This is a genomic window from Domibacillus iocasae (assembly GCF_001750285.1).
Taxonomy (GTDB): domain Bacteria; phylum Bacillota; class Bacilli; order Bacillales; family Domibacillaceae; genus Domibacillus; species Domibacillus iocasae.
On sequence record NZ_MAMP01000024.1, the window covers coordinates 258,926 to 280,071 of the forward strand.

Below are 21,146 nucleotides of genomic sequence, written 5' to 3' on the forward strand. Positions count from 1 at the left end.
GCGGATCTTCATTAATTTAGCTGATCAACATAATAATTCAGCTGTTTTAAAATAACCCGTCTCGTTAAAATCCCCTTAAAATGGCCTTCTTCATCCGTTACGCATAAAAAAGGATGATTAATAAGCAGGCCGAGCGCTTTTCGAAAATGATCATGGATGGTTAATCTCGGTTTATCAACAGCCATCACTTGTTCCACTTTTAATTCCTCTAATCGCTCAAATTCCACACGTTCAAGACCAAGCAGTGCTTCAGTGATCATTGGGATGCTGATCAGCCCTTCAAGCCTGTATTTCGTGTCAAGCACTGGAATCGCCGTGTAGCCGCTTTTTGTTAAGACTAGCAGCGCATGTTCCAAGCTGTTTCCACGCTGAACAAAAGCGACTTTTTCTCCCGGAATAATATAATCCATTATATTGGTTTGCAGCACATCTTTGTTTTCAAAGGAAATCATTACTTGTCTCCCTTTTCTTTTTGTAAGCGCTTTACTCATCTTCTATTATAGCAAAATGTTCTTAGTCTGCGCCAGAGAAACGAGCCGTTCTTAAAAAAAAGATCCGGCCCCGGCAAGTCGTTTTGTTACTCTTGCGCTTCTTGTTTAGCTTCTTGAAGAAGTTCAAAGATTTCAATCGCTGTCATATCAATATCGTCAAAAGGATATTTGCTTCCTTTTCCATCTTTATCATATACTTCAAGTTCAAATGTGTCTTTGTTTGGAAAATATTTCACTTGGCAAAGTGTTTTGCCGTTCAATTCAAATAGGCGCTGCTGGACTTCTCCCTGCTCGCCTCCCTCCTGCAGTGATTTTAAACGCTGTACGATTCCAACTAACTGTGACATATATTGTCGACCCCTTTCATAATCGTTATCCATTTAGTAAGCACAAGAAATATACCATACATCCCTTGTTTAATCCAATATTTTTGTCCTCTTTTTTCAATTCAATAAAAATAAAAAAGACGCTTAAATCAGCGTCCTTTCATCCAAACAATGATGATGATCCCTAAAAAAACGACAAATGCCGCTATATACAGCCAAATGATCGGATTCAGCCCGTAAGGATGTTGCTGGACCGGCTCTGGATTGTCAGTATCCTTTCGTCCAAAGGCGCCCGACCGCTTCATAATGGCCGCTGTCCAGAGGCCGCCGCCGATCAGAACAGCAGCCGATAAAATCATCCAGATCATGGTTAAAGCATCCCCTTTACATTTCAGGATGCTTCCATTGTTTCCAGGTCCAGCGTGTTTCATACGTTAATACAATAATCCATCCTGGTCGTACAAATACTCATATGGAATATCAAAAAACAAGTATTCATGTTCATTGACAGGATAAGAGAATGTCCGGATTGTTTCACCCGTTTCGATGTCATTGTACAAGTCGGAAATTAAGCCGCCGCCATTTTTATTCATCCGAACAATATTTTCGAGAAAATATGGTCGCCAGCTCCAGTTTTTGTCCAAATATTCCGGTTGAAAAATCCACTGCCCTTCTTTTTTAAAATAGTTGGGCGTTAATTCAAATCCATTTTCATCACAAATATAAAGCCGAAAGCACATTTCATTAAACTCCTGTGCAATGTCTTCAAGCAGCTTTTCTTTTGGAATCGATTTTGACTTAGCGATCATTGCACCAAGACCAATTTCTAATTGTTCAGCGAGTGCATAAACGCTGCCGAGGGCTTTTTTCTCGTATGAAATAAACCGACTGCACTTTTCTCGCAGCATCTCTTTCAGTCCGTCGGGTTCCGCAAAGTCCGGTGACGGCTCCGCCAAATAAAAACCTTGATAATAACGTCCGCCGTTTTTCCATGCATACTGCAGCTGATATTCTGCTTCCACCGTTTCAAAAAGAAGAGATGCACCAATTTTGCGTGCAAACATAGAAAGCGAATAAACGATGTTTTTGTAAGACTGGTCACTGGCGTCTTTTCGTAATGCACGTAAACTTATTTTTAAAATATCGGGTGACGACCCGGCAAAATGGCGAATATCGCCGTCTACTTCTCCGATATGATCAACCGCAAGCCGGATGCCAAGCGTTTTATAGTAACGCAGCACATTATCAAGAGACTTGCTATAGTCAGCTTCTGATATTTCGAGAACAATTTGCTCATGCTTTAATCCTTTTTCAGCATACTCATCTAAAATGGCTAAAAAAGATTCACCATAATCTTCGAGAAGGCCTGCTGCTTTGCGGTTTATGAACAGCATTTCTGTTCTGCCTGTTTCCGTAAATGCATCAAGCGCTTTTCTGACAATAACGTCCTCCACTTCACGACGGTAGTCATCCGGTGTATCCTCATCAAGAAAAAAATGCCCGAGGCTTTGGGCGGCTTCATTTTCTATGTAACGTCCTAACACTTCATATCCAATAATTTTATGTTCATCGGCGCTGAAAATCGGCTGGTAATACGGCACGACACGATCCAGATTGCTCATAATTTCAAGTGCATCCATAAATTAGCCCCCTATTCCGTCAAATCGTTTATTATTATACATGACTTTTAACAATTATGCTGTGAATTAGAAAAGCGCAAGACGCCGTCTATCGGCGACAATCATAAGACGATTACTGACGGAGGCGCTTTCTGTTTCTAGAAGGACTTGGCTGGGTTGGGTAGATGGAACGAAAGCTAAGAACGCAGCTTCCGGCTGCAACACTTTTGTGGCCCACATCGTGTGGGGCTCGATCATGTCTGGAGCTGGGCAGCGGCCAAAAACATATAGAAAGAACCCGGCACAAGACTGCGCCGGGCTACTTCATATGGCGACGAGCAAAATCGACGAATCGAAATTTATCCGGCCGGTGCCTTGATTCCGTATATTGAAAAAGGCTTGCGTCATCTAAATACACGTAGTTACGAACGACGACAACGTGTGCAAAACCATTTGTATGAAGAAAATCCATGTCTTCATTGGTACATGGCTCTACTGTGATTTCTTTTTTCGCAAAACTGATCGTCAGCCCAAGCTCCTGCTCGATATAGGCATAGATTGATTTTCCACATATGTCCTCTGTCAGCGCTGGAATATGCTTTTTCAACAAAAAATCTTTATCCAAAATAACGCGTTCCCCGTCAAATGTACGCACACGGATGACTTTCCATACTTCTTCTTTTACGCTGCATTGAAGCTGATGCTGCAAATAAGGATCCGGAAGAATCAAGCGGAATTCTTCCACACTCGTTTGGATGGCGCCATTCATTTGATCCGCCAATTCTTTAAAACTGACGAGTCCTGAAATGGGGAAACTCGCACGGCTTGTGTCGAGGACAACAGAGCCTTTGCCACGCAGCTTTTGAATATACCCATTTTGCGAAAGAAGAGTGAGCGCTTTACGAATCGTTTCTCTTGACGTTTCATAGCGGGCCGCAAGTTCGTGCTCTGATGGAATCAGTTCGCCCGGTTGAAATGTGCCATCTTTCATTTTTCCAGCGAGCTCTTCATAAATGTTTTTATATTTATTTTTTTTCATTTCTGTTCACCTGCATGATATCATTCTTTCCACTGTAACATAAAATAGATTAATTAAACAGGCGGTACACAGTGCTTTCATACGGTGTTAAGGTCCAATCCGAAAGAACTTTTTGAGCAGATGGTTCATTAGACAGGATAAGCTCTGACTTCATTTCTTTAAACTCTTCCGGTACTGCAAATGGAGCAGACTCTTCATAAAAGTTATTAACGACAAGCCATTTTTCATCTTCAAGCTCACGCACATAGACGAATAAAGAAGGATTTTCTTTAAGAAGAAGGCGATAGCACCCTTCGCGCAAAACGGCTTCCCGCTTCCGCAGTTGAATTAATTTTTTATAATGCTTAAAAATAGAACCTTCTTCCTTTTGTGCGGCTTCCGCATTAATTTTGCGGTAATTAGGCGCAACATCAATCCATGGGGTGCCATCAGTAAATCCGGCATTCGGACTATCATTCCATTGAACAGGTGTCCGGCTGTTGTCTCTTGACTTCTGTTTTAAGATCGTGATTACATCTTGTTCAGCAATGCCTTGATCAATGAATTCTCTATACATATTTAACGATTCAACATCCCTGTATTGTTCAATTCGATCAAAATCAGGGTTTGTCATGCCGACTTCTTCCCCTTGATAAATGTACGGCGTTCCTTTCATCAAATGAATCACATTCGCCAGCATTTTTGCCGATTTCACGCGATACTGCTGATCATTTCCATATCGGCTGACAATTCGCGGCTGATCATGGTTGCACCAAAACAGGGCATTCCAGCCGCCTCCTTTGTCCATTTCAACCTGCCAGGTAGACAGGACGTCTTTCAGCCATAAAAAATCAAACGGGGCCGCTGTCCATTTTTCGCCGTCTGGGTAATCAGCTTTTAAGTGATGAAAGTTAAACGTCATCGCCAATTCTTTTGAATCTGGATGCGAGTAACGGATGCAATGCTCAATCGTAGTAGAAGACATTTCGCCAACTGTCAGCAATTCATAATGAGAAAAAACTTCATCATTCATTTCACGTAAAAATTCATGAACACGGGGACCGTCTGTATAAAACCGCCGCCCGTCTCCTTCAAAATCATCTGGGAATGACTGATTTTTGGAAATTAAATTAATGACATCGAGCCGAAAGCCGTCAATTCCTTTTTGGAGCCAAAAATGCATCATTTTATATAGATCTTGACGAAGCTGTTTATTTTCCCAATTTAAATCTGCTTGCGTACGATCAAATAAGTGCAAGTAGTATTGGCTGCTTTCTTCATCGTAAGCCCATGCCGATCCGCCAAATTTTGATTTCCAATTGTTTGGCGGGCCACCGTTCACTCCATCTTTCCAAATGTAATAATTTCGATAAGGGGAATCCGGTTTTTTTGACTGCTTGAACCAGTCATGCTCAGTAGAAGTATGATTGACGACAAGATCCATCACAATCTTTATGTTCCGCTTGTGCGCTTCTGCCAGCAGATTTTCCACATCGTCCATTGTGCCATAATCCGGATTGACCCGGTAATAGTCACTAATATCGTAACCATTGTCTTTTTGCGGTGATTCATAAATCGGCGTCAGCCAAAGGACATCAACACCGAGATCGTGTAAGTAATCGAGCTTTTCGATAATTCCTTGAATGTCACCTATTCCGTTTCCGGTCGTATCATTAAAGCTTTTTGGATAAATTTGATAAACAACGCTTTTTTTCCACCACTGTTCACTCATTATGAAGTCCTCCTAATAGAAAAAAAGGGCAGAGTCCGCCCTTTATTTTTGTTTTGCAAATTTTGAAAACGCAAGAGTTAAAATGACTGGCAGGACGAGTACGATGACCATACCAATTAAAAACGAAGTCATGCCTTTGCTAATGACAAGGAAACCTGGAATGCCGCCGACACCAATTGTACTTGCCAGCACACCATTAACCGAGATAAACATGCCGGCAATCGCTGAACTGATCATCGCTGCGACAAACGCATAACGGAAACGTAGGTTAACCCCGAACATGGCCGGCTCTGTAATGCCGAGAAAAGCGGATAGCGCAGACGTGTAGGAGAGCCCTTTTAAACGCTCTTCTTTTGCCAAAAAGCCAATGGTCAATGCAGCTGCACCTTGTGCAATGTTAGACAGCGCCAGCATCGGCCATAAAAACGTACCGCCTAGCTGGGAACCGACAAGCTGCAAGTCAACTGCAAGGAATGTATGGTGCATCCCGGTAATAACGAGCAGGCTGTAAAGACCCCCGTAAATCAATCCGCCAAGAAGAGGTACAGTATCAAAAATATAAATAACCGCATCAGTAATCACATTTCCGACCGTAAACATAACCGGACCGATTAAAATAAACGCAGCAAACCCCGTAACAAGAAGGGCAACCGGCGCCACAACTAAAAGCTGAATGCCTTCTGGAACTCGCTTTGTTAAAAATACTTCAATTTTCGCAAGCAAGTATGAAGCAAACAAAACAGGCAATACTTGACCTTGATAGCCAATTTTCTCAACTGTGAGCCCAAGGATATTCCAGGTCGGGATTTCTCCTGCTTCTTCTGCCGCCCCGTAGGACCAGGCGTTCAACAAATCTGGGTGAACAAGAATAAGGCCGAGTACGATCCCGAGCAGCGGACTGCCACCGAACCGTTTTACCGCAGACCAACCAATCAATGCCGGTAAAAATGTAAATGCCGTATTCGCAATTAAGTTGATTACGCTTGCAATATCCGCCCATTGTGGATACCGCTCGATCAATGATTCTTCGAAAAAGATCCCTTGCCCCGTTAAAATATTATTAAGTCCAAGCAGTAAACCAGCTGTTACAATGGCTGGCAAAATAGGGATGAAAATATCAGCCAGTGTTTTAATGGCACGCTGCAGCGGACTTAAATTCGCTTCCGATGCTTTCTTCACATCTTCTTTTGATGCTTCACCAATACCAGTCTGGTTAACAAGATCTTGATAAACTTTATTGACGGTTCCTTGTCCAATAACAACTTGATACTGCCCATTCGCTGAAAAAGAACCTTTTACGACATCAATTTGTTCGAGCTTTGATTCATCTACTTTGCTTTCATCTTTTAGTGCAAAGCGGAGCCGCGTGACACAATGTGTCGCTGCTTCAATATTTTCTTTTCCACCGACAGCATCAACAATTTGTTCAGCTTGTTTTGAGTATGCTCCCATTTCAACTTCCCTCCTAAACTTGTATATACATCTTAGTATTAACACTTTATCACTTGTATATACATGGCGTCAATAAAAAAGGAAGCGATACCAAAAAAAAAAAAACAGCGGAAACCGCTGTTTTTAAAAAGGAAACCGGTTGAGCCATTGGCCCCCGTCCATCGTAATACATTCACCATTTATATAACCCGCTTCATCAGAAGACAAATAATAAGCAAGTCCGGCAATTTCCTCCGGTGTGCCCAGTCGATGCAGCGGCACACTGTTAATGGTCCGTTTTGCTGCTTCGTCCGATTCCCATAGTTTATCCGCACCGCCTGTCCGTTCAATCGGGCCCGGAGCAATCGCATTAACACGAATGCCATATTGGTTTCCCCATTCAACAGCAAGAGTACGGGTTAATGAAAGCACACCGGCTTTTGCAGCTGCCGAGTGCGCAACGCCTGCTCCTGCATTCCACGCATATGTAGCCACCATATTAATAATCGAGCCTTTTATTCCGCGCTGAATCCAATAATTCCCGATTGCGTGAGAACAATAAAAGGTACCATTTAACACAATATCGATAACAGAATTCCATCCATTTGGCGTTAGCTTTTCTGCCGGGCAAATAAAGTTTCCAGCTGCATTATTAATAAGCACGTCAATAGAGCCGAAAGCCTGGTCGGCTCTACTGACTAGTTTCTCCGTTTCATCAGTCTTTCGTACATCCATGGCAACCGTTAAAAACCGACTGCTGTCCCCTGCAATCTCTTTTTTTGCTTCGGCCAGTTTTTCTTCACTTCGGCCGCAAATGACAACATTCGCTCCCTCATCGAAAAAGCGCTTGGCCATATATTTCCCCATCCCGCTTGATCCACCTGTAATAATGACTGTTTTCCCTTTCACAATATTCATCCCCCTTATGATATGAATGATTATTCACTCAGTATTGTATCATTAAAAAGACGACCCGCAAACAAAAGTTTGCGGGTCGTCTTTTTATTCTTCATCTTCTTGTATACGATACGCTGCTTTTAAAGACTCAAGCTGGCAGTCAATGTACACATCATCTTTTCCGTGTTTAACATAATGATAGTTCCCTTCGTTATCTTGATAACGGGCTTTTGCATTATCGGACATTTGCAAATGCAGAAAATCAACAAGCCTGTCCTTTAACGATTCATCTATAATTGGAAATAATATTTCGACACGTTTAATCATGTTGCGTGTCATCATATCTGCGGATGACAAATAAATATTTCGTTCACCATTATGATGAAAATAGTAAATTCTGCTATGTTCTAAAAACCGGCCAACAATGCTGGTCACCCGAATATTTTCACTCACACCAGGAATCCCTGGCCGCATACAGCAAATACCACGAATAATGCAGTCAATTTGCACACCGGCGTTGGAAGCTTCATATAACTTCATAATAAGCCGCTTATCTGTTAAAGAATTCATTTTCGCAATAATTCGACCGTTTCCATGCTTTTTGTGAATCTCGATTTCTTTGTCAATCAGCTTAATGAACGCATCTTGAATATCAAATGGCGCCACAACAAGATGGTTATACTTTGGTTTATCCATATAGCCGCTCAAATAATTAAAGAAATTGGTCGCATCGACACCAAACTCTTTCTTAGATGTGATAAGCCCATGATCTGTATAAAGCTTGGCCGTTGCATCATTATAGTTGCCCGTTCCAAGGTGGACAAATCGTTCAATCTGTCCGGCTCGTTTTCGGACAACAAGCGTAATTTTACTATGGGTTTTTAAATTGTGCATGCCATAAATAACGTGGCAACCCGCTTTTTCCAGTTCTTTTGCCCATTGCACATTATTTTCCTCATCAAATCGGGCTTTTAATTCCACCAGTACGGTTACTTGCTTTCCTTTTTCAGCCGCACGCTTTAGTGATTCAATAATGGGCGAGTCTCCGCTTACTCGATAAAGGGTCATTTTAATTGCCAGAGCGGTCGGATCATCTGCTGCCTGCGAGATAAAATCCACGACCGGTTCAAATGATTCATACGGATGATAAAAAAGCACATCCTGCTGCAATGTTTTTTCAAAAATATCCTCCCGGGATGATAAATCTTCCGGCAGCTGTGGAATAAATGTCTCATATGTCAGCCCTTCACGCAGGGTGCTTAGTTTTTTCGTAAACGGAAATAAAAAGGTCAAATCAATTGGTCCGTCAATTTCATATACATCTTTATAATGAATTTCAAGCTCTTCCAATAAATAATCAAGCACGTGCTGGTCCATATCCTGAGACTTGATTTCCAGCCGGACGGCAGCTCCCCACTTTCGCTTTTTCAACTCTTTTTCAATTTCAAGCAATAAATCCCGTGCACCTTCTTCGTGAATTTCCATATCAGCATTCCGTGTAATCCGGAACGTATTTACATTTTTCACAATGTAGCCCTGGAAAATACGGTCAATAAAATATTCCAATACGTCTTCTAATAAAACAAACGTACCACCTTCTTCCGACGGCACTTCAATTGCCCGGTCGAGCACTCCAGGGACTTGCACGATTGCGACGCGGTCCATTTCTGCTTCCGGCTCATCATTTTCGAGCATGACAACTAGATTGAGCGATTTATTCAAAAGCATCGGGAATGGACGGTATGCATCAATCGCCATCGGTGTTAATACAGGAAATACTTCATTGTCAAAGTAATCACGGAGGAACTGCTGCTGTTCTTCCATCAAATCCGCCGGCTTCTTCAAATAAAAACCTTCTTCTTCAAGAGAAGGCCATACTTCTTCTGTCAGTACCCGATTTTGGATTTTCACTAGTTCATGTGCTTTAATGCTGATTCGATTCAGCTGCTGCTTCGGTGTCAGCCCCGCTTTGTTTTCAGGCTTGTTAAAACCGGCTTTTACCTGATCTTTCAGTCCGGCTACCCGTACCATAAAAAACTCATCCAGGTTTGAGCTGAAAATAGCTAAAAATCTCATCCGCTCCAATAAAGGGTTATTTAAATCCGATGATTCTTCCAACACACGTTTGTTAAAGTTAAGCCAGCTTAATTCCCGGTTGTTATAATACATCGGATTCGCCAAATCAATTGCTGCCTGTCCACTCATCGGAATCCCCCGTTTCAACTTATTTCAATTCTTTTAAATTCCATTTTAATTGTTTTTTGCAAAGCTTTTTCCAAATGGCGCTTTTGTTTATCGCTTTGATAACGTTCAGCCAATTCACTGCCTTCGCAATAAACCGTAATAACAAGATAATTATTCTCCCTCTTTACATTTAGATCGCTTACAATGCTTCGCTTGGAGCTGTTTAAGCTAAAGCAAAGTTTTAACAGCGCACCGTATTCCCGCATTTTTTGTATTTCTTCTTTTGAAAACCAGCCATTAAATTCTTCCAAATATTGTTTTAGCGTTGAATTGTTTGTAAAAGAAGCAGTTAAGGAAATATACGCTTTCTCCCAATGGGTAAAGCCGTCAAACAATGAGTTAATGAGCAAATAAAATGTATGACGGCTTTTCGAATTGGAGGAAATGTATTCACCGAGATAAAATAAAGCCGCGGCCTGCTCAATGATAAAGCGCTCTTTATCCGTCACTTCAATTATGCCTTCTTGCTCAAAGCCTCTCAGCATATTTTTAGTCAGCTTCATCATTTGGTAATGATGTTTTGTATCATGGCCATAAATCTTTAAAAGACGTTTTATACCATTTCTTTTCACATCCGCGGCCGTTTCATATACGCCCTCTTTTGTCCGCTCCAGCATAATACCGTCACGAAGTCCTCGGGAGCTGACGAGCAATCCATTTGCTTTCGTATGTATAGCCAGCTGATAAAACACTTCAATGGCGGGCAGTATTAAATCCGCGCGTTCATTGGAAAGGCCATCCACTTTTTCAAATTCCGAATACGAAAGTGGTGAGAGTTCCGTGCGCAGCTGATCAAGCGCCTCTACTGTCAGTTCATAACCGTGCACACCAAGCGGGGGATAGCTTTCTTTTAACTGCTGCACATTTGCCAAGTTTCGAGCGCTTCCTCCAATTGCTGCAATGACACCATCCGGCGCTTTTTCCAGCCAGTCAAACTTTTTTAATTCACTTTGAATATATTCTGCCATTTTCTTTTGCTCTTTCGGCTTCATTCGATCTTCTGCTATAAATTGTTCTTTCAGCGAAACGACACCAAACGGAAAGCTGAATGAATGTTTTAATTTCCTGTTTTCAAATAACGTAATTTCCGTACTGCCGCCGCCGATATCAATCGTTAATCCATTATCAGCCGGCATCGTTTTTAAAACAGCCGTCAATCCATAGGACGCTTCTTCTTCTCCCGATAACAAGCGGATATAAAAGCCTGTTTCTTTTTTCACTTTTTCAATAATAGCATCCCGGTTTGCTGCCTGCCGGACTGCTGCAGTCGCTGTACATTCCACTTCAGTTACATCGTAATAATCGAGGACTTCCTTGAAATTATGTAATGCTTCCAGCAGCAGCCCAATCCCTTCTTCACTCATTTTGCTTTCCGCATCTAAAAAGCGGCGCAGTCTAAGCGGCGCTTTCACATTTCGAAACTCTTCTATTGCCGATCCAAGCTCTTTATATAAAACAAGACGGACTGTATTTGACCCAATATCGATAATGGCTGTTTTGCTTTGTTCCATAGTCTTTCCCGCTTTCTTTTTTTATTCATTTTCCCCTTTTAATATACCATGCAAACCACGATGAATGCTTCCAAATCAGGTGTAAACAGTATATAATGAGAGAAAATGAGGACGAAAGGAGCCACTATCTTGAGCAAAAAATCCGAACCCTTCACCGGACCTTCATCTGACGATACCCTCGCCAAAGCGATCTTTACGGTTAACCGTCATGCAAAGACAGCCACAAACCCAAAATATTTGTATGCGCTAAAAAAATGCGCCCTCTTAAAAATGATCAAAGAAGGCAAAGCAGAAAAAAAAGGTCTTCACTTTTCTCGAAACCCCAAAAATAGCCGACAGCAGTCCGATGTACTTGTTTCGTGTGGAGACTACACTTTCCACATGCCGCCATGCAAAGAAGATTTTGATTCTCTCCCTCATCTCGGCCGATTAAGCGAGCAAATACGCAATCCCCGCTGTTCAATGGGACTGTCAAAAGCCAAAAGCATTCTTGAATCGTATACAGGCATGAAAGAAGAAAGCCCGAAGCAAAAGCCACCCGGACAAAAAAAATACACAAAGCCTGTTTTTAAGCCGCTTGGCCAATCATATTAACAAGAAAAAGGACGCAGCCGCCAAGCAAGCGTCCTTTCTTTTTTATAGGGCAAGCTCATCAATATGCTGGACAAGACGAGCAATTTCAGGTTTACTTACTTGCGCATCGGCTCCGACACCTGTTCCTTTATGGCGAAGTTCATCGGTAATCAACGATGAAAAAATAATGACGGGGAGCTCTTTTAGCACGGGATGCTCTTTAATCCGTCTTGTTAAATGATGGCCGTCCATTTTCGGCATTTCAATATCAGTAACAAGCAGCTGGACTTCTTCAAATGTATTTTTCTTTTCCAGCGTTGATTCTAAGAACTCATATGCCAGCTGGCCATTTTCAAAAAATTCGACACGGTCATACCCTGCTTCCTTCAGCGTATCGTGAATGAGCTTGCGCAGCAATGGTGAATCCTCCGCTACAATAATCTGCTTTTCTGAGCGTTCACGCTCCCCTAAACTTTTAATTTGATCAACATGAATACCTGAATGAGGATTGATGTCCACAACAATTTTTTCAAAATCGATCAATAAGATCATCGTTCCGTTAATTTTAATAACACCAATTATTTGATTATTGCCACCCTGATACATTTCAGAAGGTTTTTCAATGTCATTCCAGGAGATACGATGAATACGTGTTACATTTTTTACATGGAAAACGACTTTTTGTTGATTGAATTCCGTCACGATATACTTATCAGTGGACTGTTTTTCTGAAGGGGGCATCCCGAGCACTTTAGCCATGTCAATAACGGGCAATACTTCACCACGCAGTTGAATAATACCTTCAATATGATCGTGCGCATGAGGAATGAATGTAATCGGCATCGGCTGAATAATTTCTTTCACTTTCATGACATTGATGCCATAATGATTGCCGTGCACCTCGAATTCCACCACTTCAAGTTCGTTCGTTCCAGATTCAAGTAAAACTCCATAATCATTTGTCATAAGCCATTAGTCCCCTTACTTTTTTATTTTACTATATCACGAATTAAAAGTTTGTCGATGCCTCAAAAATTTAGAATTCTTTAATATTCATTTGAAAAATTTACATTATAATAACAATAGATTAGAAAAAGGTGGTTTACAAATGGAACATCGATTAAATAACCGTGTAAAAGAAATTGAAATCTCCGGTATCCGTAAATTTTTTAATTTAGTTGGCACACAAACAGATATGATTTCTTTAACGATTGGTCAGCCGGATTTTCATACACCGGAACATGTAAAAAAAGCAGGTATCCAGGCAATTAATCAAAATGAGACCGTTTATACACCAAATGCCGGGCTTCCTGAATTAAAAAAAGCAGCTGCACAGTTTTACAGTAAAAAATATCAGGTTGTTTATGATGACGAAACAGAAGTAATTGTGACAGTCGGAGCCAGTCAGGGGATTGATATTGCCCTGCGTACGATATTACAGCCAGGTGATGAAGTCATTCTCCCCGGTCCTGTTTACCCTGGTTACGAACCGATCATTCATTTATGTGAAGCAAAGCCTGTAATGATTGATACAGCGGGCAATAATTTTCGCATGACTGCAGATCTGATCGGACGGCATGTATCGAAAAAAACGAAAGTAATTATTTTACCGTATCCGTCTAATCCAACCGGTGTCAGCTTAACTGAACAAGAGCTAAAAGATATTGCGGCACTGGCGAAAAAGCAGGAATTATTTATTTTAGCCGACGAAATTTACAGTGAAATTGTATATGAACAGCCCCACGTATCCATCGCTTCTTTTTTAAAAGAGCAAACGATCGTTATAAACGGCTTATCAAAATCCCATGCAATGACCGGATGGCGGATCGGCCTTCTTTTTGCGCCCAAGGCGATTGCACAGCATATGCTCAAAGTCCATCAATACAATGTGTCATGTGCCACCTCCATTTCGCAAAAAGCAGCGATTGCGGCGCTGACGGATGGAATAAACGACGCAGTGCCGATGAGGGATGAATATAAAAAGCGCCGGGATGTGGCACTTGAAAGGTTACAGAAGCTTGGTTTGCAAACGGTAAAACCAGATGGCGCATTTTACTTTTTTGTAAAAGTGCCGGACGCGTATCATGGTTCTTCCTTTGACTTTTGCCTGACACTTGCGAAAGAATATAAAGTGGCGGTTGTTCCAGGCAGTGCGTTTTCACAGACGGGAGAAGGCTGGTTCCGTTTGTCCTATGCCTGCAGTGTACAGGAGATTTCAGAAGGTTTATCACGGATTGAGCAATTTTTAAAAACATTATAAACAATCAAGCAGCGGCTTCCTTTAACATAAGGACGGCCGCTGCTTTTTAGGCATAAAAAAATCCCGGGCAGCGTTTGCCCGGGTAAAAGTGAGAGAAATGGAGAATGAAAAACTGGTTACGCTAGTATTATTCCCGCTTTTTCTTTTTTTAACACCTTTTTTATTATTTTTTTTCGATGGAATTTACCAATTCGACAACTTCTTCAGCGGTTGACATTTCAACTGCTTTGGCTGCCAATGTTTCCATGTCTGCTTTTGACAAAGTTTTCAGCTGTGCACGCGCTTTTAAAATAGATGTTGCGCTCATTGAGAACTCATCAAGCCCTAAACCGAGCAGCAGCGGAATCGCTGTTTCGTCTCCAGCCATTTCCCCGCACATCCCTGCCCATTTGCCTTCTTTATGTGCTGCTTCAATGACCATTTTTACAAGGCGTAAAATCGAAGGATTGTATGGTTGGTACAAATAAGAAACGCGCTCATTCATCCGATCCGCTGCCATTGTATACTGGATTAAGTCATTTGTTCCAATCGAGAAGAAATCAACTTCCTTCGCAAACAGATCCGCGATAACAGCCGTTGATGGAATTTCAACCATAATGCCAAGTTCGATTTTCCCCGCTACTTCAATTCCTTCCGCTTCAAGCTTCGCACGCTCTTCTAAAAGAACCGCTTTTGCCTGACGGAATTCATTTACTGTCGCAATCATCGGGAACATCACTTTTAAATTTCCGTAAACACTCGCACGAAGCAATGCGCGAAGCTGTGTACGGAAAATATCCTGTTCTTCCAGGCAAAGACGAATGGCACGGAAACCGAGGAACGGGTTCATTTCATGCGGCAGGTTCAAGTATGGAAGCTCTTTGTCCCCTCCGATGTCCAATGTACGAACAACGACCGGCTTGCCTTCCATTCCTTCCAATACCGCTTTGTAAGATTCAAACTGCTCTTCTTCTGTCGGCAGATTGTCACGGCCCATGTACAGAAATTCTGTCCGGTATAAGCCTACACCCTCTCCGCCGTTTGATTTTACCCCGTCAAGGTCCGCCGGTGTGCCAATGTTTGCAGCAAGCTCAACATGATGTCCATCTGCTGTAACGGTTTGTTCATTTACAAGCTTCGCCCACTCTGCTTTTTGTTTAGCAAAAGCTTCAGCCCGCTTTTGGTATTCAGCCGCTACCTCTTCTGTCGGATTAATGTGCACCTCACCTTGAAGGCCATCAATAATAACCAAGTCCCCGTTTTGAATATCAGCTGTCGCATTTTTTGTTCCAACAACAGCTGGAATTTCAAGTGAACGGGCCATAATAGCGGAGTGAGACGTCCGGCCGCCGATATCCGTCGTAAATCCTTTTACAAATTCACGGTTCAGCTGTGCCGTCATAGATGGCGTTAAGTCTTCTGCAACAACAACTACTTCTTCTGCAATCAATGCCGGTGCCGGAAGGTCGACTCCAAGAAGCGCTGCCAATACGCGTTTCGTTACGTCTTTAATATCCGCGGCACGCTCTTTCATGTATTCATTATCCATCGCTTCAAACATGCCGATAAACATATTGGCCGTTTCTTCAAGAGCAAATTCTGCATTAACAGCATCCGACTTAATTTTGTCTTCAATTGGACCTGTTAATTCCGGATCATTTAAAACGAGCAAATGCGCTTCAAAAATAGCGGCTTTGTCATCGCCTAAATCTTTACGCGCTTTTTCTTTAATCACTTCAAGTTCTGATTCGGATTTTTTAAGCGCTGCGCGGAACCGTTCTGTTTCAGCTGCTGCATCCGTCACGCCCCGTTTTTCAACCGTCAAATCCGGCTCCATTAAGCGGTATGCTTTCGCAAAGGCAATGCCGTCAGATGCGCCGATGCCTTTTAATATCGCCGCCATCAGTTTGCAAGACCTTCACTTTTCAACAATGTTTCAATGGCATCAAGCGCCTCTGTTTCGTCATTGCCCTCTGCTGAAATGGCAATATCAGCACCCTTCCCAATACCAAGTGACATAACGCCCATGATGGATTTTAAGTTTACTTTTTTACCGTTAAATTCAAGATTTACATCACTTGAATATTTGCTCGCTGTTTGCACAAGAAGTGTAGCAGGACGTGCATGAATTCCTGTATCTGCTGTTACTGTAAAAGTTTTTTTCGACATTACATTGTCTCTCCTTTATCATTTTCTTCATAGAGAATAGCACTAAATTCATTTTCCCTCAACGATCGAGCTTTAGTATATTGCTCTTCCTGGACTAATCTTTTAAAATAGACAAATATAGACAAAACAAGGGAGATTTCATCATGTATTATAAAAGAAAGGAAGCTTTCCGCTACGTTTTTCCTGAATCCATTCCCACTGCATGTGAAGTGTATCAGTATTCTAACGGTGTAAAAGTAAAAATTCAAACATTTACTGCTTACATTTTGGATATCAGCCCGAATGGAATGAAAATTGTTTCTAAAACAGATGTAGAATTAAAAAGCGATTTTATCCTCATTTTTTCATTTCAGCTGTCCGGTACGTTAATTCAATTTACAGGACAATTAATCTACAAACGACATGCCCGCGACTCGTTTGAATATGGAGTTCAAAGTGATGGAAGCGACGTTTTAAAAAATCAAATCGTTTCTGCGTTAAAAGTGTATACCAAGGAGCAGTTAAAAAAACAAAAAAGTTAGGACAAATAAATCATTTTGCGCGTCATCCCACCGTCAATAACGATATTTTCACCTGTTATGAATGTGTTTTCAGGATCGGCAAGATATAAGCAGGCTTTAGCTATATCCTCCGGCTTGCCCACCCGGCCGGCCGGGTGCTGGGCATGATCTTCCGGCCGTAGCTGGCTATAATCGCCTACTTCAATCCATCCTGGGCTTATACTGTTCACTCGAATTCCTTTTTCGCTAAATGTCATAGCCAAGGCATGCGTTAAAGAATAAATGGCTCCTTTAGAAGCGGCATACAATTCTGTGTTTGCTTCGGACATGCTTTGCCTTGTTGAGCACATATTCACAATGGCGCCGCCTTCTTCCATATACTTAGCCGCTTCACGTGAATTAAACAGGACACTTGCAGCATTGGTGGTCATTATTTTGTCCCAGTCACTTTTATTTATGTCCCAGATAGAGCCGAAAGAAGAAACGCCGGCATTGTTAATCAGGATATCGATGGTTCCTCTTTTTTCCACAATGCAGGCAAATACATTGGCCATTTCTTCTGTATTCCCAACGTCCGCAGTGTAAAATGCAGCGTCAATACCTGCTTTTTTCCATTCTTGGACGACTGTCTGCCCCTCTTTTTCATTTACATCTACAATCGCCGTGAATGCTCCTTTGTTCGCAAAAGCGAAAGCTGTTGCTTTGCCAATCCCCTTTGCTCCACCAGTAACAACCACTGTTTTTCCTTTAAACATATTCCCACTCCTTTAGCTTCGAGGTGTTTTCATATATTCATATTCAGTGTGGCCTCCGTGTTTAGCAATTCCACGGAAATGCTTAAAATCCGGCTGATTGATCAGCTCTTGTCTAAACTGCAGAAAATCCTTTTGTTGAATTTTCAGGAGCTTTGTTGATCCATTGCGAAGGTTTTCAATCAATTGAACTGCCTCTTCTGCCGTCAATCATTCACCCCCTATTAAAATAGTCAAAAAATTGACAAAACGCAGTGTAAAACTCTTTACTATTTTCAAAAAATAAGGCAAAATTTACTTTAATACCTTTCGCTAACGTCTCTTATTATAAAAGAAAACGAGCGGAAATGGTATCGTCAAGTGTCGTAAAGGAGCGAAATATATGACAAAAGCAGAAGTCGGCAACATTATTGAATTTAAAGACGGTCTGCGCGGGATCGTCGAAAAAGTAAATGAAAACTCCGTTATTGTTGATTTAACTATTATGGAAGATTTCGATGAGCGCGAATTGGAAGAAAAAACAGTCGTTAACCATAAAAATTATATCATCGTCCACGCATGAAAAAAAGAGCGGATTCTATCATCCGCTCTTTTGTTTATTTACACTGCTTTAATCTTAATTTCTCCTTTTTCTATTACTGCATTTAAATGCACTGCTTCTGGATTGTCCAAAACAAAGTCGGCAATCCCGTCTTCAAGTTGTTCTTGAATAACCCGGCGAAGCGGACGCGCCCCGAACTGCGGACTGTAGCCCATTTCTGCGAGCTTTTCTTTTACCTTTTCGTCCACGTCGATCTTCATTTGCTGCTCAGCAAGCATTTCATTTAATTCCACAATCATTAACTCTACAATTTCCGCTAAGTTTTCTTTACCGAGCGATGCGAATTCAATAATGGCATCAAACCGGTTTAAAAACTCTGGCTTGAAGAAATCCGCCAATGATTCAAGTACAGACATTTCAGACTGGTCCGCTTGTTTGTCGAAACCGACCGTTACGTTCTTTTTGCCGGCGCCAGCATTGCTCGTCATAATGATCACGCACTCCTTAAAGCTTACTGTACGGCCCTGGCTGTCTGTTAAGCGCCCATCTTCCATAATTTGCAGGAACATATGCTGAACATCCGGGTGTGCTTTTTCAATTTCATCCAGCAAAATAATGCTGTATGGATTGCGCCGTACTTTTTCTGTCAGCTGGCCGGCTTCTTCAAATCCGACATAGCCCGGAGGCGATCCGATTAATTTTGACACACTATGTTTTTCCATAAATTCACTCATATCTAAACGAATGAGCGCCTCTTTTGAACCGAATAACTCTTCCGCCAGTGTCTTTGTTAATTCTGTTTTCCCGACACCCGTAGGTCCAACAAAAAGGAAAGAACCGATTGGTCGGCTTTTTGCTTTCAGTCCAGCACGGCTGCGCCGGATGGCTTTTGCCACTTTTTTAACGGCCGCTTCTTGTCCGATCACTTTTCCCGCCAGATTTGCTTCAATATGTTTCATTTTTTGCTGTTCATCCTGCTGAAGCTTTCCGATTGGGATTCCGGTTTTGCTTTCAATTAGCGATTGAATATCTTCCGCTTTGACAACCGGTGCTGAAAATGACTGATCTCCTTGAGCGAGCTTTTGTTCCAGCAGTGCTTCTTCATCACGTAATTTTGCCGCTTCCTCATATTGCTCCTTCTGAAGAGCCGCTTCTTTTCGTTTCGCAATCAACAACAACTGCTCTTGAATAGAAGCTGTGTCCGTTTGGTTAATCGTTAAATTCAATTTTGAACCGGCTTCATCAAGTAAATCGATCGCTTTATCCGGTAAAAAACGATCTTGAATGTAACGATGTGACAAGAAGGCACACGCTTGAATCGCCTCTTCTGAATATGTCACCTGATGAAAGTCTTCATAATTCTTTTGCAGACCTTTTAAAATATGAATCGTTTCTTCAACATCAGGCTCTGCTACCTGCACCGGCTGAAAACGACGTTCGAGTGCTGCATCTTTTTCAATTTGACGATATTCTTTTAAAGTTGTTGCACCAATAAGCTGCATTTCCCCCCGTGCAAGCGCTGGTTTTAAAATATTACCGGCATCCATTGATCCTTCCGCTGAGCCAGCGCCGACCAACTGGTGAATTTCATCAATAAAGAGCAAAACATTTTTCCGCTCTTTCACTTCTGAAATCACTTGCTTCATTCGTTCCTCAAACTGCCCGCGTACTCCTGTGCCTGAAACGAGTGAGGCTACATCAAGAACATAGACTTCCTTATCGGCGAGTTTTGCCGGTACCCGTCCTTCTGAAATATAAAGGGCAAGACCTTCTGCAATGGCTGTTTTTCCGACACCTGGCTCTCCGATTAACACAGGATTATTTTTATTTCGTCTATTTAATATTTCAATGACACGAGTCAATTCTTTATCGCGGCCAATGACAGGGTCAATTAATCCTGCTTTTGCAAGAGAAGACACATTGCGCCCAAACTGATCAAGAATTCCGCCTCCTCCTCGTCCTGCCTGAGCCGGCGGCGTTTGCCCTTTCATTGATTGCTGCAGCTGTTCTGGCTGCATTTGTTTCATATATTCATCAAATGGAAAACCGAATGATTGAAAATTCATCTTCATTCCTCCGATTGTTTGTTTTTCTTTTTGATAACAAGCATCACACAAATAGTATTGCGCAGACTGTCCATTGACACGGACACTCATCTGCACATTTGCTTCATGCTGCTGACATTTTTGACATTTCATCTACGTCATCCCCTTTTTTTACTTTGACCATCTTTGACTATAGATGTAGTATACTTTGACCTTTTTTGACTTTCAAGTTTTTTGCTTAAAAAAATGCAGGGCGTACGTTCATGCGAGAACAAGCATAAGAAGAGCATCAGCGAAGGAGCTTTTTGCCCCTAGAAGAGTTTGAGCTGGTCTTTGTAATCTGTATCATGTGGACCTTGAGGACGCCTGAAAATGCACAAAAAAAGAAGTGTCTTTTTAAGACACTTCAAGCCAATGGTAAAAAGACGACAAAAAGCAAATCAAAGATTAAATGAGAAATGATTAGAAGCGGAATGCTTTTCCGCCATATATACAAGCTGCCCCAAAAGATACCCGCACAAAATGCCGCCAGCACCCACATCCATTCCCCAGAATAAATAAAAACAGATGCGTAGAAAAGCGCCGCAATAATCATAGCTCCCCATTCATTCATGTAATAGTTTAGCCTTTTTTGGATAAACCCTCGAAAAAAGAGCTCCTCCCCAGGGATAATAATAAGCACAAGAACAATATAATGCCAAACAAACACAGGACTAAACAGTGCGTATATAGAAGAGGCATGCTCTTCGGCTGATACAGGCATGATTTTTAATAAAGCATAGCCCGCCGCAAATAATGTATATAAAAGAACACCAGAGACAATACCGTAAAGCATAAACCTGTTTGTATTTTGCTGGTCATCAATTGGCTCGCTTATAATGGAAATACTAATAAAAAATAAAGCAGCTGCCGTATATATATACCAAAAAATATCCCGGTCATAAAACGTTACATATAAAAGAATATATGCAGCAATAACCCCGATAATAAAGCGCCAATCTTTCCATAATGCCATTTTGTAAAGCTCCTTTCATCAACCCGAATCATTTTACCATAAA

At 41.7% G+C, this 21,146-nt stretch carries 21 protein-coding genes; 4 read left to right on the forward strand and 17 right to left on the reverse strand.

What is annotated here, in order from left to right; genetic code table 11:
* Positions 1 to 11 precede the first annotated feature (11 nt).
* From cbpB to BA724_RS15350, 10 genes are all read right to left on the reverse strand, one after another.
* Positions 12 to 452 carry a cyclic-di-AMP-binding protein CbpB gene (cbpB, locus tag BA724_RS15305; protein WP_069939538.1) on the reverse strand — a complete coding sequence of 147 codons (441 nt, stop codon included), beginning with the start codon at positions 450 to 452 and terminating at the stop codon, positions 12 to 14.
* A 125-nt stretch (positions 453 to 577) separates the two neighbouring features.
* Positions 578 to 838 carry a YkuJ family protein gene (locus BA724_RS15310; protein ID WP_046175194.1) on the reverse strand — a complete coding sequence of 87 codons (261 nt, stop codon included), beginning with the start codon at positions 836 to 838 and terminating at the stop codon, positions 578 to 580.
* A gap of 128 nt (positions 839 to 966) precedes the next feature.
* Positions 967 to 1,185, reverse strand: a complete 219-nt coding sequence (locus BA724_RS15315) for a hypothetical protein (RefSeq protein WP_069939539.1) — start codon at positions 1,183 to 1,185, stop codon at positions 967 to 969.
* 66 nt (positions 1,186 to 1,251) lie between these two features.
* The gene (locus BA724_RS15320) at positions 1,252 to 2,457 is read right to left on the reverse strand and encodes an EAL domain-containing protein (RefSeq protein WP_069939540.1); all 1,206 of its coding nucleotides are present in this window, start codon (positions 2,455 to 2,457) and stop codon (positions 1,252 to 1,254) included.
* A gap of 298 nt (positions 2,458 to 2,755) precedes the next feature.
* Positions 2,756 to 3,475 (reverse strand): trehalose operon repressor, encoded by a 720-nt coding sequence (gene treR / locus BA724_RS15325; RefSeq protein ID WP_069939541.1) that lies wholly within the window; start codon positions 3,473 to 3,475, stop codon positions 2,756 to 2,758.
* A 49-nt stretch (positions 3,476 to 3,524) separates the two neighbouring features.
* Positions 3,525 to 5,189 carry an alpha,alpha-phosphotrehalase gene (gene treC, locus BA724_RS15330; protein ID WP_069939542.1) on the reverse strand — a complete coding sequence of 555 codons (1,665 nt, stop codon included), beginning with the start codon at positions 5,187 to 5,189 and terminating at the stop codon, positions 3,525 to 3,527.
* 39 nt (positions 5,190 to 5,228) lie between these two features.
* A complete protein-coding gene (gene treP, locus BA724_RS15335) occupies positions 5,229 to 6,638 on the reverse strand; it encodes a PTS system trehalose-specific EIIBC component (RefSeq protein ID WP_069939543.1) in 1,410 nt (469 codons plus the stop codon).
* Positions 6,639 to 6,761: 123 nt separating this feature from the next.
* Positions 6,762 to 7,535 carry a 2,4-dienoyl-CoA reductase gene (gene fadH / locus BA724_RS15340; RefSeq protein ID WP_211272239.1) on the reverse strand — a complete coding sequence of 258 codons (774 nt, stop codon included), beginning with the start codon at positions 7,533 to 7,535 and terminating at the stop codon, positions 6,762 to 6,764.
* A gap of 84 nt (positions 7,536 to 7,619) precedes the next feature.
* Positions 7,620 to 9,719 carry an RNA degradosome polyphosphate kinase gene (locus BA724_RS15345; RefSeq protein ID WP_069939544.1) on the reverse strand — a complete coding sequence of 700 codons (2,100 nt, stop codon included), beginning with the start codon at positions 9,717 to 9,719 and terminating at the stop codon, positions 7,620 to 7,622.
* A gap of 14 nt (positions 9,720 to 9,733) precedes the next feature.
* Positions 9,734 to 11,269 (reverse strand): Ppx/GppA family phosphatase, encoded by a 1,536-nt coding sequence (locus tag BA724_RS15350; protein WP_069939545.1) that lies wholly within the window; start codon positions 11,267 to 11,269, stop codon positions 9,734 to 9,736.
* 129 nt (positions 11,270 to 11,398) lie between these two features.
* On the opposite strand from BA724_RS15350, the gene BA724_RS15355 reads away from it, so the two are divergent.
* Complete coding sequence (locus tag BA724_RS15355; protein ID WP_245676229.1) at positions 11,399 to 11,863, forward strand: YkyB family protein; 465 nt, start codon at positions 11,399 to 11,401, stop codon at positions 11,861 to 11,863.
* 42 nt (positions 11,864 to 11,905) lie between these two features.
* Here the strand turns inward: BA724_RS15355 and BA724_RS15360 are convergent, their stop codons facing one another.
* The gene (locus BA724_RS15360; RefSeq protein ID WP_069939547.1) at positions 11,906 to 12,808 is read right to left on the reverse strand and encodes a chemotaxis protein; all 903 of its coding nucleotides are present in this window, start codon (positions 12,806 to 12,808) and stop codon (positions 11,906 to 11,908) included.
* 142 nt (positions 12,809 to 12,950) lie between these two features.
* On the opposite strand from BA724_RS15360, the gene BA724_RS15365 reads away from it, so the two are divergent.
* Positions 12,951 to 14,102: an aminotransferase A gene (locus tag BA724_RS15365; protein ID WP_069939548.1), complete on the forward strand. Its 1,152-nt coding sequence runs from the start codon at positions 12,951 to 12,953 to the stop codon at positions 14,100 to 14,102.
* Between the two features lie 163 nt (positions 14,103 to 14,265).
* Here the strand turns inward: BA724_RS15365 and ptsP are convergent, their stop codons facing one another.
* Entirely contained in the window at positions 14,266 to 15,984 is a 1,719-nt protein-coding gene (ptsP, locus tag BA724_RS15370; RefSeq protein ID WP_069939549.1) for a phosphoenolpyruvate--protein phosphotransferase, read from the reverse strand.
* The gene (locus BA724_RS15375; protein WP_069939550.1) at positions 15,984 to 16,250 is read right to left on the reverse strand and encodes a phosphocarrier protein HPr; all 267 of its coding nucleotides are present in this window, start codon (positions 16,248 to 16,250) and stop codon (positions 15,984 to 15,986) included. The genes ptsP and BA724_RS15375 overlap by 1 nt, the downstream gene beginning before the upstream one ends.
* A 143-nt stretch (positions 16,251 to 16,393) precedes the next feature.
* Between BA724_RS15375 and BA724_RS15380 the strand changes: the two genes are divergently transcribed.
* Complete coding sequence (locus tag BA724_RS15380; protein WP_069939551.1) at positions 16,394 to 16,771, forward strand: PilZ domain-containing protein; 378 nt, start codon at positions 16,394 to 16,396, stop codon at positions 16,769 to 16,771.
* On the opposite strand, the gene BA724_RS15385 is transcribed toward BA724_RS15380, so the two are convergent.
* Positions 16,768 to 17,505: an SDR family oxidoreductase gene (locus tag BA724_RS15385; protein ID WP_069939552.1), complete on the reverse strand. Its 738-nt coding sequence runs from the start codon at positions 17,503 to 17,505 to the stop codon at positions 16,768 to 16,770. The genes BA724_RS15380 and BA724_RS15385 overlap by 4 nt on opposite strands.
* 12 nt (positions 17,506 to 17,517) lie before the next feature.
* Positions 17,518 to 17,712: a hypothetical protein gene (locus BA724_RS15390; RefSeq protein ID WP_069939553.1), complete on the reverse strand. Its 195-nt coding sequence runs from the start codon at positions 17,710 to 17,712 to the stop codon at positions 17,518 to 17,520.
* Between the two features lie 172 nt (positions 17,713 to 17,884).
* Here BA724_RS15390 and BA724_RS15395 point away from each other — a divergent pair, with 172 nt between their 5' ends.
* Entirely contained in the window at positions 17,885 to 18,064 is a 180-nt protein-coding gene (locus BA724_RS15395) for a YkvS family protein (protein ID WP_069939554.1), read from the forward strand.
* 38 nt (positions 18,065 to 18,102) lie between these two features.
* On the opposite strand, the gene BA724_RS15400 is transcribed toward BA724_RS15395, so the two are convergent.
* Complete coding sequence (locus BA724_RS15400; protein ID WP_069939555.1) at positions 18,103 to 20,241, reverse strand: ATP-dependent Clp protease ATP-binding subunit; 2,139 nt, start codon at positions 20,239 to 20,241, stop codon at positions 18,103 to 18,105.
* A 253-nt stretch (positions 20,242 to 20,494) separates the two neighbouring features.
* On the reverse strand, positions 20,495 to 21,103 hold the full coding sequence (locus BA724_RS15405) for a CPBP family intramembrane glutamic endopeptidase (protein ID WP_069939556.1): 609 nt from the start codon (positions 21,101 to 21,103) through the stop codon (positions 20,495 to 20,497).
* Between the last annotated feature and the right edge of the window lie 43 nt (positions 21,104 to 21,146).

Excerpts from the sequence above, each read along its gene's own strand:
- fadH (WP_211272239.1), bottom strand. The coding sequence starts at position 7,535 with ATGAATATTGTGAAAGGGAAAACAGTCATTATTACAGGTGGATCAAGC.
- cbpB (WP_069939538.1), bottom strand. The coding sequence starts at position 452 with ATGATTTCCTTTGAAAACAAAGATGTGCTGCAAACCAATATAATGGAT.
- treP (WP_069939543.1), bottom strand. The coding sequence starts at position 6,638 with ATGGGAGCATACTCAAAACAAGCTGAACAAATTGTTGATGCTGTCGGT.
- BA724_RS15360 (WP_069939547.1), bottom strand. The coding sequence starts at position 12,808 with ATGACAAATGATTATGGAGTTTTACTTGAATCTGGAACGAACGAACTT.
- treR (WP_069939541.1), bottom strand. The coding sequence starts at position 3,475 with ATGAAAAAAAATAAATATAAAAACATTTATGAAGAGCTCGCTGGAAAA.
- BA724_RS15400 (WP_069939555.1), bottom strand. The coding sequence starts at position 20,241 with ATGAAATGTCAAAAATGTCAGCAGCATGAAGCAAATGTGCAGATGAGT.
- BA724_RS15385 (WP_069939552.1), bottom strand. The coding sequence starts at position 17,505 with ATGTTTAAAGGAAAAACAGTGGTTGTTACTGGTGGAGCAAAGGGGATT.
- BA724_RS15375 (WP_069939550.1), bottom strand. The coding sequence starts at position 16,250 with ATGTCGAAAAAAACTTTTACAGTAACAGCAGATACAGGAATTCATGCA.
- BA724_RS15405 (WP_069939556.1), bottom strand. The coding sequence starts at position 21,103 with ATGGCATTATGGAAAGATTGGCGCTTTATTATCGGGGTTATTGCTGCA.
- BA724_RS15350 (WP_069939545.1), bottom strand. The coding sequence starts at position 11,269 with ATGGAACAAAGCAAAACAGCCATTATCGATATTGGGTCAAATACAGTC.
- ptsP (WP_069939549.1), bottom strand. The coding sequence starts at position 15,984 with ATGGCGGCGATATTAAAAGGCATCGGCGCATCTGACGGCATTGCCTTT.
- BA724_RS15320 (WP_069939540.1), bottom strand. The coding sequence starts at position 2,457 with ATGGATGCACTTGAAATTATGAGCAATCTGGATCGTGTCGTGCCGTAT.
- BA724_RS15365 (WP_069939548.1), top strand. The coding sequence starts at position 12,951 with ATGGAACATCGATTAAATAACCGTGTAAAAGAAATTGAAATCTCCGGT.
- BA724_RS15310 (WP_046175194.1), bottom strand. The coding sequence starts at position 838 with ATGTCACAGTTAGTTGGAATCGTACAGCGTTTAAAATCACTGCAGGAG.
- BA724_RS15380 (WP_069939551.1), top strand. The coding sequence starts at position 16,394 with ATGTATTATAAAAGAAAGGAAGCTTTCCGCTACGTTTTTCCTGAATCC.
- BA724_RS15345 (WP_069939544.1), bottom strand. The coding sequence starts at position 9,719 with ATGAGTGGACAGGCAGCAATTGATTTGGCGAATCCGATGTATTATAAC.
- BA724_RS15395 (WP_069939554.1), top strand. The coding sequence starts at position 17,885 with ATGACAAAAGCAGAAGTCGGCAACATTATTGAATTTAAAGACGGTCTG.
- BA724_RS15315 (WP_069939539.1), bottom strand. The coding sequence starts at position 1,185 with ATGATCTGGATGATTTTATCGGCTGCTGTTCTGATCGGCGGCGGCCTC.